Consider the following 14,333-nt stretch of genomic DNA (forward strand, 5'->3'; position numbering starts at 1 on the left):
CATGTTAAATATTTGGTTAACCCTTATTGTAATTATTTTTATCGTTTATATTCTACGCCTAGTTGCAAAGAAAGTCGTTGAACTGAGAAATGTCATTTCTTGGCTCATTCTTTGTTTGCTATCGTTGCCAGTCATTTGGTTTCCTAATTTGATTGGAGCAATATCTTTATTTCTTGGTATTCAAACGCTAAGTAACTTTATTTTTTTATTAAGTACATTTTTATTAATATTTTTAATTTTTTCATTAACTCGTACTGTATCAAAACAATCAGTACAGATTAAGAAATTGTCACAAACGATTGCTTTATTAAGAAGTGAGAATGAAAATGAACAATAAAGTAAATAGGAGTATTTATTTTTGGAATTTTGCAGGAAATATAGCAGCAGCTGCAGTCTCAATATTGTATTTGATTATTGTCTCTCGTTATACTTCTGCAAGTGATGCTGATAATTTTAGTTTGGCTTATGCAATTGGAAACCTATGGGTTGTCATTGGTATTTTTCAAGTTAGAAATTATCAGGCGACTGATTTGAAAGAAACGTACTCGTATTTGGAATATTGGCTAACTAGGGTTATTACAGTTTGTTTAATGTTAGTTTCACTATTTCCGTATTTATTTTTTAGTGGAAATAATGTTGGAAAAGGGGATTTATTTTTAATTATCATCCTAACAGTTATTTATCGTTCATGTGATGCTTTTTCTGATTTATTCCAAGGATTATTTCAACAACATGAACGTTTAGATATTGCAGGGAAATTAATGGTGCTTCGTTATAGTTTAAGCACAATCATTCTCCTAATTAGTTTGTTACTTTCAAATTCTTTAATTTTTTCTTTAATTTGTTTATGTTTTTTTAATGTTCTTTTTGTTTTTGGGGGTGATTACATCCAATCCAAACAAATAAGAACGATACCTTTTAATCAGATTTCATCTGCTACATTTAAGCGATCAATTAGCATCATGAAAACTTGCCTTCCATTGTTTGTCAACGGCTTTTTATTGGTATATGTATTGAATTATCCAAAACAAGTGATTGATAAATTGCTAGTAGAGGGCGTATTACGTGAAGGTGCTCAAAGGGATTTCAGTATTCTATTCATGCCTGTTTTCTTTATGAGTTTATTTGTATTAGCACTAAGACCGTTAATAACCGATTTGGCAAAACAATGGTCAGAAAAAAGATTTTATACATTTAATGCTATGATTCGTAAGATTTTATTATTGCTTATGATTTTGGGACTAGTAGTATCAATACTGGCCTATTTGATAGGGATTCCTATTTTGAATATTATAAGTGGTATTGATTTATCAAATTATAGTTTATTACTTACTATTTTAGTGCTTTCCGGCTTTTTATATTCTATAGCTTCTGTCATAGGTGATTTTTTAATTATATTGAGGAAACAAGTCTATCTACTCTATGTTTATGTCGCAATGGCGTTATTGACGAATATTCTTACGCCTATAGCGATGAGGGAGTTTGGCTTGTTTGGAGCAGGGCTTAGTTTTGTTATTGTTATGTTGTTTTACACCATTGCTAGTTGGATTGTCTTTGTAATTATGAGAAGGAAGGAGATTCAAAAATATGAATCAGTGGAATGATCATACATTTGTAATCTGTGCTTATGGGGATAGTCCTTTTTTAGAGGATTGTATAAACTCGTTATTAAGCCAAACCGTAAAAAGTAATATCATTTTGTATACTTCTACTCCAAGTGTATTTATCGAAAGTATTTGCCAAAAATATGCCATTCCGTTTAATACAACTGTAGGTGGCGGGATTGGGAAAGATTGGAATAATGCTTTATCTTTTGTTACTACCCAATATGCTACAATAGCCCATCAAGATGATTATTATGAGCCAACCTATTTAATGGAAATTCAAGAGAGGATAAAGAAGCATCAAGATGCTATCATTCTTTATTCTGATTATTTTGAAGAAAAAAATGGAGAGGTCATTAAACCGACTTCAAATCTAAAAATCAAATCATTAATGTTAAAAACAATCTCATTATTCCCTAAAACTAAGTGGTGGAGAAATCGGATTCTTGCTTTTGGAAATCCAATTTGTTGCCCTGCTGTAACTTATAATTTAGAATTGGTTAAGGGCTTTAGATTTGATGAGGAATGGAGAGTTAGTCTAGATTGGCTTGCCTGGTACCATTTGGCTAAATTTGATGGCAGATTTGTATATGTTCCAAAGAAATTAATGTGTCATCGTATTCATGAAGACTCTGAAACGAGTAATACCATTAGTGACAATACTCGAACAAAGGAAGATTACATGATGTTTAAACTCTTTTGGCCAAACGGATTAGCGAAATGTTTAAATCGTTTTTATAAAAAGAGTCAGGATACGAATGGTTAAAGATTGCGTGCTCGAGGTTTGATAAAAATATAAAAGTTTGAATATCTTAATTATTTGCAAAACTATGGGTTCTATAAAAATATATAAAGGATAAGATTGTGAAAGAAGCGCCTAAGATTAGTGTCATTATTCCAGTATATAATGCAGAATTATATCTCAAAAGATGTATAGATTCCGTTTTGAATCAAAGTTTTAAATCATTTGAAATTATTGCAATTGATGATGGTTCAAAGGATAATTCGTTTAAAATATTGAATGAATACCAACAATTTTCTCCAAATATTAGAACTTTGAGTCGAGAAAATAAAGGTGCAGCCTATACTAGAAATGAAGGCATCAAGCTTGCAAAAGGTGAATTCATCATGTTTATCGATAGTGATGATTATATAAACCCAGATTACTTGCAGGTGTTTTATGATGAAATATCAAGTGGGATAGATGATGCAGTTATTGGTGGTCTTCAGAGAGTAAACCAAGATGGTAAACAACTATTTTCTATCCAATTGGGTAAAGATAAATGGTCGAAATATAGATCGATTTCACCATGTGCTCGCATCTATAGAAAAAAATTTTTAGTAGATCACGAACTTTCTTTTCCAGATATTCCGCTGGCTGAGGACTTGTTATTCAGCTTAACGGTATATACAAAATCTGAAAATATAAGAACTATCCCATATTGTGGATATAATTGGTTTTATAATGAGAATAGTGCCTCTAATACATTAAATAAAGGATTTAACCCAAATTTGGATATCAAGAATGTACTTGATAAAATTGCAGCGATTATCCCTAAAGATTTTTCTGAAACTAAATTAATTAAATTTTTTATAAAAAAATTTACTCTTTATTGGTTATTGGACGGTGGGAGACATTCTACAAGTGCAGAGTTTTTACGTCAATATAAAGAAATTAATGATTGGATCAGGATAAATGGAATGAAGTCCACTCTTTCTGTTTTTGATCGAGAAATTAGAGATGAGAGGTTTATGGTTAAACTAGCTATCTTTACAATGAACTTGATTGAAAAGCTCGGTTTATTAAAACTGTTTGCAAAACTGTATTGTAAAGGGTAGTTAGAAGATATACAGTTTACTGATAAGTTAGTAGCAGATGTTAATAGGAGCAATGAATGGTTATATCAGTTGTAGTCCCATGTTTTAACGAAGAAGAATCGATTCCATTATTATATCGAGAAATGGAACGTGTTCGGATGAAGATGGGAGAAAAGTTTGAATATATTTTTATAAATGATGGCTCTTCAGATGGTACGCTATCCGTTCTTCGAAAGCTACATCTTACAGATTCAAATGTGCACTACCTTTCTTTTTCTCGAAATTTCGGAAAAGAGGCTGCACTATATGCTGGACTTGAGCGTGCTAGTGGTGAATACGTGACCGTCATGGATGTAGATCTGCAGGACCCTCCGGAGTTATTGATCGAAATGAAGCAGAAGTTGGAGGAACAGCCGAATTTAGACTGTGTCGGAACGAGACGCGTAACCCGTGATGGGGAACCACCGATCCGCTCTTTCTTTGCACGGATGTTTTATAAATTGATCAATCATATTAGTCAAGTGGAAATGGTTGACGGGGCGCGTGATTTTCGTTTGATGCGTCGTCCTATGGTCGATGCGATTCTTGAGCTCTCGGAGTACAATCGTTTCTCAAAAGGAATTTTTGCTTGGGTAGGATTTGAGACAGAATACCTCGAATATAAAAATGTAGAGCGCGTGGCAGGAGAGACGTCTTGGAATTTTTGGTCCCTCTTTAAGTATTCGATTGAAGGGATTGTCAATTTCTCGGATGCCCCATTAAACATTGCCTTTATTGGTGGGCTATTATCTTGGATTTTGGCCTTTATCATGATGATTTTGATTGTAATCCGTACCTTAGTCTTTGGGGATCCTACTTCAGGTTGGCCATCCCTTATGACAGTGATTCTTTTCCTGGGAGGGTTCCAATTATTGACCATTGGGATTTTAGGGAAATATATCGGTAAGATCTTCATGGAAACCAAGAAACGTCCAATCTATGTTATCAAAGAGAAAAGCAAGTAAAAAGCAGAAAACTTCTGCTTTTTTTGCTATAATGATAGGGAAAAAGCATTTGAAAGGAATTTAACATGATTTTAATTACAGGTGCAAATGGTCAACTTGGAACGGAGCTTCGCCATTTGTTAGATGAACGAAATGAAGAATATGTAGCTGTTGATGTAGCTGAAATGGACATCACAAATGCAGAGAAAGTAGACGAGGTCTTTGCGGAAGTCAAACCAACCTTGGTATATCACTGTGCTGCATACACAGCTGTTGATGCTGCTGAAGATGAAGGAAAAGAGTTGGACTATGCCATCAACGTGACTGGTACGGAAAATGTAGCAAAGGCATCTGAAAAACACGGTGCAACCTTGGTTTATATCTCAACAGACTATGTTTTTGATGGTAAAAAACCAGTGGGACAAGAATGGGAAGTAGACGATCAACCTGATCCTCAAACAGAGTACGGTCGTACCAAACGTATGGGGGAAGAATTGGTTGAGAAGCATGTGTCTAACTTCTATATTGTCCGTACAGCTTGGGTCTTTGGAAACTACGGTAAGAACTTTGTCTTCACCATGCAAAATCTTGCGAAGACTCACAAAACACTTACAGTCGTCAACGACCAACATGGTCGTCCAACCTGGACACGTACTCTCGCAGAGTTTATGACTTATTTGGCTGAAAATCGTAAAGAATATGGTTATTACCACTTGTCTAACGATGCGAAAGAAGATACAACTTGGTATGACTTTGCAGTTGAAATCCTCAAAGATACGGATGTAGAAGTGAAGCCAGTGGATTCCAGCCAATTCCCAGCTAAAGCGAAACGTCCACTGAACTCAACGATGAGCTTGGCTAAGGCTAAGGCTACAGGGTTCGTCATTCCAACTTGGCAAGATGCCTTGAAAGAATTTTACAAACAAGAAGTGAAATAAGATCAATAGAAGCGACCCTCAAGGGTCGCTTTTCTGTTTGGATTAGGCAAAAAGCCTAGAAAATGATATAATTGAAAAGACTGTGAATGATTTGAAAGGGAACTCTATGCAACATGTTTTTATTATCGGAAGTCGTGGACTTCCGGCTCAATATGGCGGTTTTGAGACTTTTGTGGACCAATTGGTTTCGTATCAAGTGTCTCCAGATATCCAGTACCATGTTGCCTGCCTTTCTAATGATCAAGCTTTTCAACATTTTGACTACAAGGGTGTCGATTGTTTTACCATTAAAGCCCCTAAGCTTGGGCCTGCGCGTGTCATCGCCTATGATATGATGGCCATCAACTATGCCTTGAAGCTTATTAAGAAACAAGGAATTGAACAGCCGATTTTTTACGTCTTGGGCAATACAATCGGAGCCTTTGTGGCGCCTTTTGCGCGCAAGATCCATAAGATAGGCGGACGATTTTATATCAATCCAGATGGACTGGAGTGGAAGCGGGCCAAGTGGGCTAAACCGATCCAAGCCTATCTCAAGTATTCTGAAAAGATCATGACGCGCCACGCAGATTTGGTGATTTCTGACAACCCAGGAATCGAGTCCTATATCAAAGAAGCCTACCCTTGGTCCAAGACGACCTATATTGCCTATGGGACGGACTTATCTCCGACCTTCCTGACCAGTCAGGATAGGAAGGTCAGAGAACTCTATCAGAAATGGCAGACACAGGAGAAAAACTATTACTTGATTTTGGGTCGGTTTGTTCCAGAAAATAATTACGAGACTGCCATTCGTGAATTCATGGCCTCTTCTACCAAGCGGGATTTGGTAATCATTTGTAACCATGAAGACAATCCCTATTTTGAAGAGCTTCGAGCTCGAACGGGCTTTGATCAGGACCCACGTGTAAAATTTGTAGGAACGGTCTACGATCAAGACCTGTTGAAGTATATCCGTAAAGAAGCCTTCGCCTATATTCATGGTCATGAAGTGGGAGGAACCAATCCAGGTCTCCTAGAGGCTCTCGCTCAGACGGATTTGAATTTGGTTTTAGGTGTTTCCTTTAACCAAACGGTCGCAAAGGACACAGCCCAATATTGGACCAAAGAAACTGGGAATTTGGCGCATTTGATTGACCAGGTTGATTCTTTAGAAGATGTATCTGAATGGGGTCAATTAGCCAAGGCCAATATGAAGCATAACTTTACCTGGGAAAAAATTGTAGGTGAGTACGAGGAATTATTCTTATCATGAAAGTAAATATCTTGTTGTCCACCTATAATGGTGAACAGTATCTAAAAGAGCAGGTCAAAAGTATCCAAGACCAGACTTATCAGAACTGGCAACTCTTGATCCGAGATGATGGATCAACAGATGGTACGGTAGAAATCATTCAAGAGCTGGTGGCTCAGGATGAGCGTATCCACTTTATCAATCAAGGAGCCATCGAAAATCTGGGTGTCATCAAGAGTTTTCACACACTCTTAAAATATGAAAAGGCTGATCTTTATTGCTTTAGTGACCAAGATGATGTCTGGCTTCCTGAAAAGATTGCCCTACAAGTGGAAGAAGCAGAGAAACATCCGCAAGAGGAGCCTTTGCTGGTCTACACAGATTTAAAAGTGGTCGATGAAAACTTGAATGTGCAGCACGAAAGTATGATTCGCACCCAGTCTGATCATGCCAATACGGAACTGATTCAAGAATTAACAGAAAATACGGTAACTGGTGGAGTAGCCATGATTAACCATGCCCTGGCTGACTTATGGACAGGTCAAGAAAAGCATGCGCTTCTCATGCATGATTGGTACCTAGCATTGTTGGCAACTGCTTTTGGGAAGCTCATCTATATTGATCAACCGACAGAGTTGTACCGTCAGCACAGTAGCAACGTTCTGGGGGCTCGTACCCTTAGAAAACGGGTTAAAAATTGGGTTCGCCCTCATATTCTGTTTGCTAAATATTGGAATCTCATCGAGTCCAGTCAAGAACAAGCAAAAAATTTATTGGATCTGCCTGTCAGTTCCCAAACTAAAGAAATCATTGAAAACTTTGTCACCATTATGGATGTTCCACTGAGAGAACGTCTGAGACGGATTCGTCAGTATGGTTATCGGAAGAACCGGACTTTTCACACGGTTGTGTTTACCAGCTTGATTCTGACAAAGTTTGCATATCGAGGTAAAAAATAATGTTTGACGTTTTTAGTCAGAAAAATCGAATTTTATTACGAGAGTTAATCAAAACAGACTTTAAATTACGCTACCAAGGATCAGCAATCGGTTATCTTTGGTCGATTTTAAAGCCCCTGATGACTTTTACGATCATGTATATTGTCTTCATCCGATTCTTACGCTTGGGTGGAGATGTGCCCCATTTCCCAGTTGCCCTCTTGTTGGCCAATGTAATCTGGGGCTTCTTCTCAGAAGCCACATCTATGGGGATGGTGTCGATCGTTAGTCGAGGCGACCTATTGCGGAAGTTGAACTTCTCCAAACATATCATTGTCTTGTCTGCGATTTCAGGAGCAGCCATCAACTTTGTTATTAACCTTGTAGTGGTCTTGATTTTTTCATTCTTTAATGGAGTGACATTTTCTTGGACAGCTTTGATGGTCATTCCGTTGTTCTTTGAGTTGTTCTTGATGGCGACAGGATGCGCCTTGATCTTAGCGACATTTTTTGTTCGTTTCCGCGATCTTGGACAAGTCTGGGAAGTACTCTTGCAAGCAGGCTTGTATGCGACGCCAATTATCTATCCGATTACCTTTATTGCAGACCGCAATCCATGGGCTGCTAAGTTGGTCATGATGAATCCTTTGGCTCAAATTATTCAAGACATGCGTTATTTCTTGATTGATAAGGCCAACACCCCTGTCTGGCTTTTGGTGGAAAATAAGTTCTTGGTTCTGATTCCTTATGTCTTGCCCATTCTTATTTTTGTCGCTGGCTTTGCTTACTTTAACAAACATGCTAAGAAATTTGCGGAGATTCTCTAATGACAGATAAACAAATTGCAGTAAAAGTAGATCATGTCAGCAAGTACTTTAAGTTGCCAACAGAAGCAACCAATAGTCTTCGAACTGCCCTGGTCAATCGCTTCAAAGGAATCAAAGGATACAAAGAACAACATGTTCTTAAGGATATTTCTTTTGAAGTAGAAAAAGGTGATTTTTTCGGGATCCTCGGTCGAAATGGTTCTGGGAAATCGACTCTCTTGAAAATTATTTCTGAAATCTATGTGCCAGAAAAAGGTACCGTCACTATTGATGGAAAACTGGTGTCCTTTATCGAGCTTGGAGTGGGCTTTAACCCTGAACTGACTGGTCGAGAAAATGTCTATATGAACGGGGCCATGCTGGGCTTCTCAACAGCTGAAATTGATGCCATGTATGATGACATCGTAGACTTTGCTGAGTTGCATGACTTCATGAACCAGAAACTCAAGAACTACTCATCAGGGATGCAGGTTCGGCTGGCCTTTTCGGTCGCGATTAAGGCCCAAGGGGATATCTTGATTTTGGACGAGGTCCTCGCAGTAGGAGATGAGGCCTTCCAGCGCAAGTGTAACGATTACTTCCAAGAGCGTAAGAAATCAGGAAAAACCACTATCCTAGTTACTCATGATATGGGAGCCGTCAAGAAATATTGTAACAAGGCTGTTTTGATTGAAAATGGTTTGGTGAAGGCTTTAGGGAGTCCAGAAAATGTTGCCAATCAGTACAGTTTTGATAATACAGCTCCTTTGCAACAGGGAGGAGAAGCTAATGGAGCAGGTAATTCAAACCAGGAAGAAAATGTCTTGGTTGAAAATTTTCAGCTTCAGTTGTTAAGCTCAAACAAATTACGTCCTCAAGATCCTATTCAGTTCCAGATTGATTTTGATGTTCGTGAAGATATCAAGACCTATATCGCTCTGTCTTTAACGGATATTGATCGGAACATTTGGATCTATAATGATAATTCTATGAATCAACTGATGAGTGGAACTGGACATAAAACGGTTCATTATACTTGTTCACTGCCAACTGTAAATGACTTAAAAATGAAATTGGAAGTGACAGTAAGGGATGAGGAAGGGCAGATGTTGGCCTTTTCAGACGCCACCCAGACCCCACTGATCTTTATCAATCGAGATGATATCGCTTTGGATGATAAATCAGCAATGGATTCGGCAAGTGGCTTAATCCAACGCAATGGAACATGGTCAATGACTGACTAGACTGAGGGAAATATGGAAACGACGCCTTTTGTTTCGATTATCTGTACGGTTTTTAATAAAGAGCCCTGGCTAAAGAAGACGATTGATAGCTTCTTAGCCCAACAAACTGAGTTTGATTATGAGATTATCCTGGTGGATGATGCTTCAAGTGATGGATCTCGTTCTATCATTCAGGATTATCAAGCCAACTACCCTGATCTGATCCGTGCCTTTTATCAGAATGAGAATCAGGGAATCGCCAAAACCTGGGTAGCTATCTGTAAGGAAGCACGGGGGCAATACATTGCTCGCTGTGACGGAGATGATTTTTGGGTTGACCCTTTTAAACTTCAGAAACAGGTTGACTTGTTAAAAAGTAAACCCGATTGCAAATGGTCCAATACAGATTTTGATATTTATGATGAAAAAGGAACTCTCGTTTCTAAGGCTGGCTTTGCTAATCATACGATTCCATTAGCAGATACCTATGAAAAGATGCTTGCAACAAGAGGTTTTACCATGGCCTCTACATGGCTAGTTGATAGAGATCTGATGGTAGAAGTTAATCAAGAGTTAGACTTAACGACATCAGATGATACTTTCAACCTTCAATTGGAACTCTTTCAACGGACTTCTTTAGCCTATCTGGATGAAGCGACAGTTGCTTATACCATTAATCAAGGATCGGATTCTCGTCCAACTGATTTCAGAAAACTAGAACGCCGATTTCATAAGTTGTTGAAAACACAACTTGAGTATCTTGATAAATATCCAAATGCCGATTATAAAGAGATGACGAAGATCCTTTTAGATCGTAATAATACTTATGAGATTCGTCTTTCCAAACCAATGGATTCTCTTTCACACATCGGAATGGAGTCTGTTACAATTTATTTTGGTGACGAAGAAAATACTTATTCGGAAGATCGTACCATGACCAAACTTCTTCAAAAAGAAGATAGTCTGGCAATCGAAATTCCGAAGGGAACTTCTGTTATCCGAGTTGATCTGTCTGAAAGTCCAAGTTATTACTCTGATGTTGAATTGAGAGATTCTAACGGAAAGGTTTGCTCGCCAGTTTATAGTAATGGTATCGTTACAGATAATTTGTTTCTTTTTAGTGAACCAGATCCTCAATTGATTTATGAAGTTGAAGAAGAAGGTGTGTATCAACTGAGCTATAAAATGATTTCTATAGATAATCCCTCTGCACCGGATTATATTGGAAAAGTTTTTGCTGCCGAAATGTTAGATTGTCAAAATAGTTTGAAAAATCTTGAGGCAGAGTTACAAGCTACGAAAGAAGCATATAATACAGTCATCCATTCTCGCCGTTGGACCATTCCAACAAAGATCTTGAAATTCTTTAGAATAAGGAAATAATATGCAACGTTTACTTTTATATGTTCACTATAATAAGTTTAATTTTATTAGTGGACATGTACTTTACCAATTAGAAAACATTCGTCCCTTGTATTCACGGGTGGTCTTTATCTCCAATAGTCAACTACCAGAAGATGTGAAGTCTAATTTAGTAGCACAGCATCTGGTAGACGATATTCTAGAGCGCCAAAATAGTGGCTTTGACTTTGCGGCTTGGCGGGATGGAATGAAGACAGTTGGCTTTGACCAACTGGCTCATTTTGATTCGGTTACCCTCATGAATGATACCTGCTTTGGACCTCTTTGGGATCTAGAACCAATCTACCAAAAATTTGAGAATGATGATGAGGTTGATTTCTGGGGAATGACCAATTACCGGAAAGACAAGGATTTTAACGAGCATATTCAGAGTTATTATCTCAGCTTTAAAAAACAGGTTATTGAATCAAGTACTTTCCATGAATTTTGGCAGGGAGTTCAAGACTTTACCAATGTTCAGGATGTGATCGATAACTACGAGACCAAGGTCACAACGAACTTCTTGGATGATGGTTTTCACTATAAGACGGTCTTTGATACCATTCATGAAGACACCACAGGAATGCTCTATCCAGACTTTTCTTACTATAATCCTACAGCGATTCTCAATCATAAGGTTCCTTTCATCAAAGTCAAAACCATTGCAAATAATGAAGGAATTATGCCTTATATTTTTGACGAGTTGGAGCGTGTATCGAACTATCCATTAGACTTGATCCTCAACCACATGTCTATGATTGATCGTCCGGACTATCCTTATCTCTTGTCTCGTAAGTACTTGAAAAACCAGGAATTAGCTGGAGAGTTCGGTAAAAAAGTTGCGGTTCATCTTCATGTCTTTTATGTGGACCTCTTGGAAGAATTTCTAGATGCTTTCCAAGCTTTTCATTTCGCTTATGACTTATGGATTACGACAGATATTGAAGAGAAGAAGCGGAATATTGAGCAAATTCTTTCTAATCGAGCAGAAGATGCGACGGTTGTGGTGACTGGAAATATTGGACGAGATGTGTTGCCATTGTTGCTCTTAAAAGAGCAACTCTCTCGTTATGACTATGTAGGCCATTTCCATACCAAGAAATCCAAAGAAGCAGATTTCTGGGCAGGTGAATCTTGGCGCAAAGAATTGATCGAGATGCTGGTCAAACCGGCTGATCAAATCCTAGCCAATATGGAAGCCAATCCAAAAGTCGGAATCACTATCGCAGATATTCCAACTTTCTTCCGTTACAATCGAATAGTGGTTGCTTGGAATGAGGCTCTTATTTCACCAGAGATGAATAAGCTCTGGGAACGGATGGGAGCTACCAAGACAATTGATTTCAAAAATCTCAATACTTTTGTTATGAGTTATGGGACCTTTGTTTGGTTTAAATATGATGCTTTGAAACCACTCTTTGATTTGAATTTGACAGCAGCAGATGTTCCAGCAGAACCTCTTCCTCAAAATTCGATATTGCATGCGATCGAACGTTTGTTGATCTACATTGCTTGGGATCAAAAGTATGACTTTAGGATCTCTCAAAACCCACATGTTCTGACACCATTTATTGATAATAAGCAATTGAACAATCGTGAAGATCTTCAACCCCATACCTTTGTAGACTTTAATCAAATTGGGGGGATAAAAGGAGCCTTGAAGTATATCGTAATTGGTCCTGCAAGAGCTGTGAAATATATACTAAAAAGAATGATAAAAAGAAAGTAGAGTAAATTATATGGGAGTTATTGATAAGACTAAAATTAGAAATATTTTAATCGCTATATTTTTAGTATTATTTTCAAGAGTGTTTTTGGCCAGTTTATTTCAGTTTACTATCAATCTCAAAATTATACTATTAATTATTAGTATTGTAATTTATTTTATTCTTTTTGATCCAAAAGATAAAAAGAAATTGCCAATTAATGCTTTTTTTCTGATAATTATTTTCGGTAGTGTCATTTCAGTAGTGAAACCAGTCCAATATGGATTAGATGAAGAGTCTCATTTGCCAAACGTAATCAGTATTTCGGATAGTCCTATTTTTAAATATTCTAATGAGAAATTGGAAGATTATAATTCAGTTTTTAAATATGATGCACTAAGAAATCCTAGTAAAAAAGATAAAAATTATTGGTTCAATGTTGAGCATAAGGAAAGTAAAATTAAAGGAGTAAGAGTTGGATTTGATAATCCAGCCTTTATTCCTAGTGCAATTGGATGGAATATAGGTAGATTAATCTCTAAAAAAGTGTTTGTTTCCTATTATTTGGGAAGAATCTTCGAAGTCATAGCATATGCCATTCTAGTATTTATTGCATTAAAAATCAGCAAAGTTTATAGAGAAGCGATATATTTATTTTCTACATTCCCTGCAGTATTGTACATTATAGCAGGTTATCATTATGATTATTTATATTTTGGAGCAACTTTAATTAGTCTTGCTATATTGACAAATATTCTATCAGGTGAACGTAAAATTGATAGAAAATATGCTTTTGTATTTCAATGCTCTACATTACTATTTTCATTTGCAAAATTTCCGTTTGTATTAATTGGAAGTCTATTTTCAATATTGCCAAATAAGTATTATCAGGATAAATCAGTAAGAAAATTCAGTTCAATCCTGTTTGGTTTAAATTTATTCATTTCCTTTACATACGTTGGAATCATTAAATTGTTTGCTTCAGACAATGCTTTGTCAGGCAAAGGACCAGGACTATTATATTTTGTAACACATCCATTACCATTAATTAGAACTTTACTTTTAGCGCCATACGGTATTATTCATGATTTTGTTTCTGAACCATTGAAATATGTTTCAGAATCGTCTCCGTTTTTAATTGCAATTTCGATAGTTACTTTCTTTTTTGCTATGTTTGTCATTGCATTAAAAAATAAAATTGAAATGCCAACATTTTTTAAATATTACTGTCTTCTTTTACTTGCAGGTATTGCCTCATTAATAGTAATTGCTATTTCAGGAGATCCTAGGGTATACCACAAAGGTGATATTACTGTAGGTGGTGTACAAGGTCGTTATTATTATTTTATTCTGATGTTTTTGCCACTATTTTGTGGATCATGGTTTAGAAAATTATTTGGTTTTTTAGATATGACCATTCAAAATGAAGATTCGAATTTTGAATGTAGTTTGCAATATATGTTAGTGTATTTAAATATTTTAACAATTAGTATCGGAATATACACTCAATTGCAGGGATAAAAAATTTATAGGAAGGATAAAAAATGAAGAGAAAGAGGAAATTAGATTTAAGAGATTTTCTTTTTAAAACTGTATCTTATACAAATATTACGATGCAGACGAAAAGGATAGTGTAGATATCGGTGGTCGACTTATCATAAAAAAAAAAAGCGGGAGGGGAG

The 14,333-nt window shown here is 36.7% G+C and carries 13 protein-coding genes; all 13 read left to right on the forward strand.

All coding sequences use genetic code 11. The features are described 5' to 3' along the window. The first annotated feature begins 1 nt into the window (after position 1). A complete protein-coding gene (locus tag H7T97_RS07105) occupies positions 2 to 337 on the forward strand; it encodes a DUF2304 domain-containing protein (protein ID WP_049472006.1) in 336 nt (111 codons plus the stop codon). Beyond that, the gene (locus tag H7T97_RS07110) at positions 327 to 1,604 is read left to right on the forward strand and encodes a lipopolysaccharide biosynthesis protein (RefSeq protein WP_065426856.1); all 1,278 of its coding nucleotides are present in this window, start codon (positions 327 to 329) and stop codon (positions 1,602 to 1,604) included. The genes H7T97_RS07105 and H7T97_RS07110 overlap by 11 nt, the downstream gene beginning before the upstream one ends. Next, positions 1,588 to 2,370, forward strand: coding sequence for a glycosyltransferase family 2 protein (locus H7T97_RS07115; protein WP_049472004.1), 783 nt, complete (start codon positions 1,588 to 1,590; stop codon positions 2,368 to 2,370). Before H7T97_RS07110 ends, H7T97_RS07115 begins: the two co-directional genes overlap by 17 nt. Before the next feature lie 98 nt (positions 2,371 to 2,468). Further along, on the forward strand, positions 2,469 to 3,443 hold the full coding sequence (locus tag H7T97_RS07120; protein ID WP_231065236.1) for a glycosyltransferase family 2 protein: 975 nt from the start codon (positions 2,469 to 2,471) through the stop codon (positions 3,441 to 3,443). Positions 3,444 to 3,499: 56 nt separating this feature from the next. Then, positions 3,500 to 4,426 carry a glycosyltransferase family 2 protein gene (locus H7T97_RS07125; RefSeq protein WP_201089899.1) on the forward strand — a complete coding sequence of 309 codons (927 nt, stop codon included), beginning with the start codon at positions 3,500 to 3,502 and terminating at the stop codon, positions 4,424 to 4,426. 65 nt (positions 4,427 to 4,491) lie between these two features. Continuing rightward, positions 4,492 to 5,343, forward strand: a complete 852-nt coding sequence (gene rfbD / locus H7T97_RS07130) for a dTDP-4-dehydrorhamnose reductase (protein ID WP_201089901.1) — start codon at positions 4,492 to 4,494, stop codon at positions 5,341 to 5,343. Positions 5,344 to 5,449: 106 nt separating this feature from the next. Next, positions 5,450 to 6,598, forward strand: coding sequence for a beta 1-4 rhamnosyltransferase Cps2T (cps2T, locus tag H7T97_RS07135; RefSeq protein WP_195423035.1), 1,149 nt, complete (start codon positions 5,450 to 5,452; stop codon positions 6,596 to 6,598). Next, positions 6,595 to 7,536: a glycosyltransferase family 2 protein gene (locus H7T97_RS07140; protein WP_201089903.1), complete on the forward strand. Its 942-nt coding sequence runs from the start codon at positions 6,595 to 6,597 to the stop codon at positions 7,534 to 7,536. Before cps2T ends, H7T97_RS07140 begins: the two co-directional genes overlap by 4 nt. Then, positions 7,536 to 8,342, forward strand: a complete 807-nt coding sequence (locus tag H7T97_RS07145) for an ABC transporter permease (protein WP_003003247.1) — start codon at positions 7,536 to 7,538, stop codon at positions 8,340 to 8,342. Before H7T97_RS07140 ends, H7T97_RS07145 begins: the two co-directional genes overlap by 1 nt. Beyond that, positions 8,342 to 9,565, forward strand: a complete 1,224-nt coding sequence (locus H7T97_RS07150) for an ABC transporter ATP-binding protein (protein ID WP_201089905.1) — start codon at positions 8,342 to 8,344, stop codon at positions 9,563 to 9,565. The genes H7T97_RS07145 and H7T97_RS07150 overlap by 1 nt, the downstream gene beginning before the upstream one ends. A 12-nt stretch (positions 9,566 to 9,577) precedes the next feature. Then, positions 9,578 to 10,927, forward strand: a complete 1,350-nt coding sequence (locus tag H7T97_RS07155) for a glycosyltransferase (RefSeq protein ID WP_201089907.1) — start codon at positions 9,578 to 9,580, stop codon at positions 10,925 to 10,927. Between the two features lies 1 nt (position 10,928). Further along, positions 10,929 to 12,674, forward strand: coding sequence for a rhamnan synthesis F family protein (locus tag H7T97_RS07160; RefSeq protein WP_049482474.1), 1,746 nt, complete (start codon positions 10,929 to 10,931; stop codon positions 12,672 to 12,674). Between the two features lie 10 nt (positions 12,675 to 12,684). After that, positions 12,685 to 14,172: a DUF2142 domain-containing protein gene (locus tag H7T97_RS07165; RefSeq protein WP_049471995.1), complete on the forward strand. Its 1,488-nt coding sequence runs from the start codon at positions 12,685 to 12,687 to the stop codon at positions 14,170 to 14,172. Positions 14,173 to 14,333: the final 161 nt, after the last annotated feature.

The organism is Streptococcus parasanguinis (assembly GCF_016648925.1).
GTDB lineage: Bacteria > Bacillota > Bacilli > Lactobacillales > Streptococcaceae > Streptococcus.

What these genes read in the sequence shown, in the direction of transcription:
- rfbD (WP_201089901.1), top strand. Translation starts at nt 4,492, where the DNA reads ATGATTTTAATTACAGGTGCAAATGGTCAACTTGGAACGGAGCTTCGC.
- H7T97_RS07155 (WP_201089907.1), top strand. Translation starts at nt 9,578, where the DNA reads ATGGAAACGACGCCTTTTGTTTCGATTATCTGTACGGTTTTTAATAAA.
- H7T97_RS07110 (WP_065426856.1), top strand. Translation starts at nt 327, where the DNA reads ATGAACAATAAAGTAAATAGGAGTATTTATTTTTGGAATTTTGCAGGA.
- cps2T (WP_195423035.1), top strand. Translation starts at nt 5,450, where the DNA reads ATGCAACATGTTTTTATTATCGGAAGTCGTGGACTTCCGGCTCAATAT.
- H7T97_RS07150 (WP_201089905.1), top strand. Translation starts at nt 8,342, where the DNA reads ATGACAGATAAACAAATTGCAGTAAAAGTAGATCATGTCAGCAAGTAC.
- H7T97_RS07125 (WP_201089899.1), top strand. Translation starts at nt 3,500, where the DNA reads ATGGTTATATCAGTTGTAGTCCCATGTTTTAACGAAGAAGAATCGATT.
- H7T97_RS07165 (WP_049471995.1), top strand. Translation starts at nt 12,685, where the DNA reads ATGGGAGTTATTGATAAGACTAAAATTAGAAATATTTTAATCGCTATA.
- H7T97_RS07145 (WP_003003247.1), top strand. Translation starts at nt 7,536, where the DNA reads ATGTTTGACGTTTTTAGTCAGAAAAATCGAATTTTATTACGAGAGTTA.
- H7T97_RS07105 (WP_049472006.1), top strand. Translation starts at nt 2, where the DNA reads ATGTTAAATATTTGGTTAACCCTTATTGTAATTATTTTTATCGTTTAT.
- H7T97_RS07140 (WP_201089903.1), top strand. Translation starts at nt 6,595, where the DNA reads ATGAAAGTAAATATCTTGTTGTCCACCTATAATGGTGAACAGTATCTA.
- H7T97_RS07160 (WP_049482474.1), top strand. Translation starts at nt 10,929, where the DNA reads ATGCAACGTTTACTTTTATATGTTCACTATAATAAGTTTAATTTTATT.
- H7T97_RS07115 (WP_049472004.1), top strand. Translation starts at nt 1,588, where the DNA reads ATGAATCAGTGGAATGATCATACATTTGTAATCTGTGCTTATGGGGAT.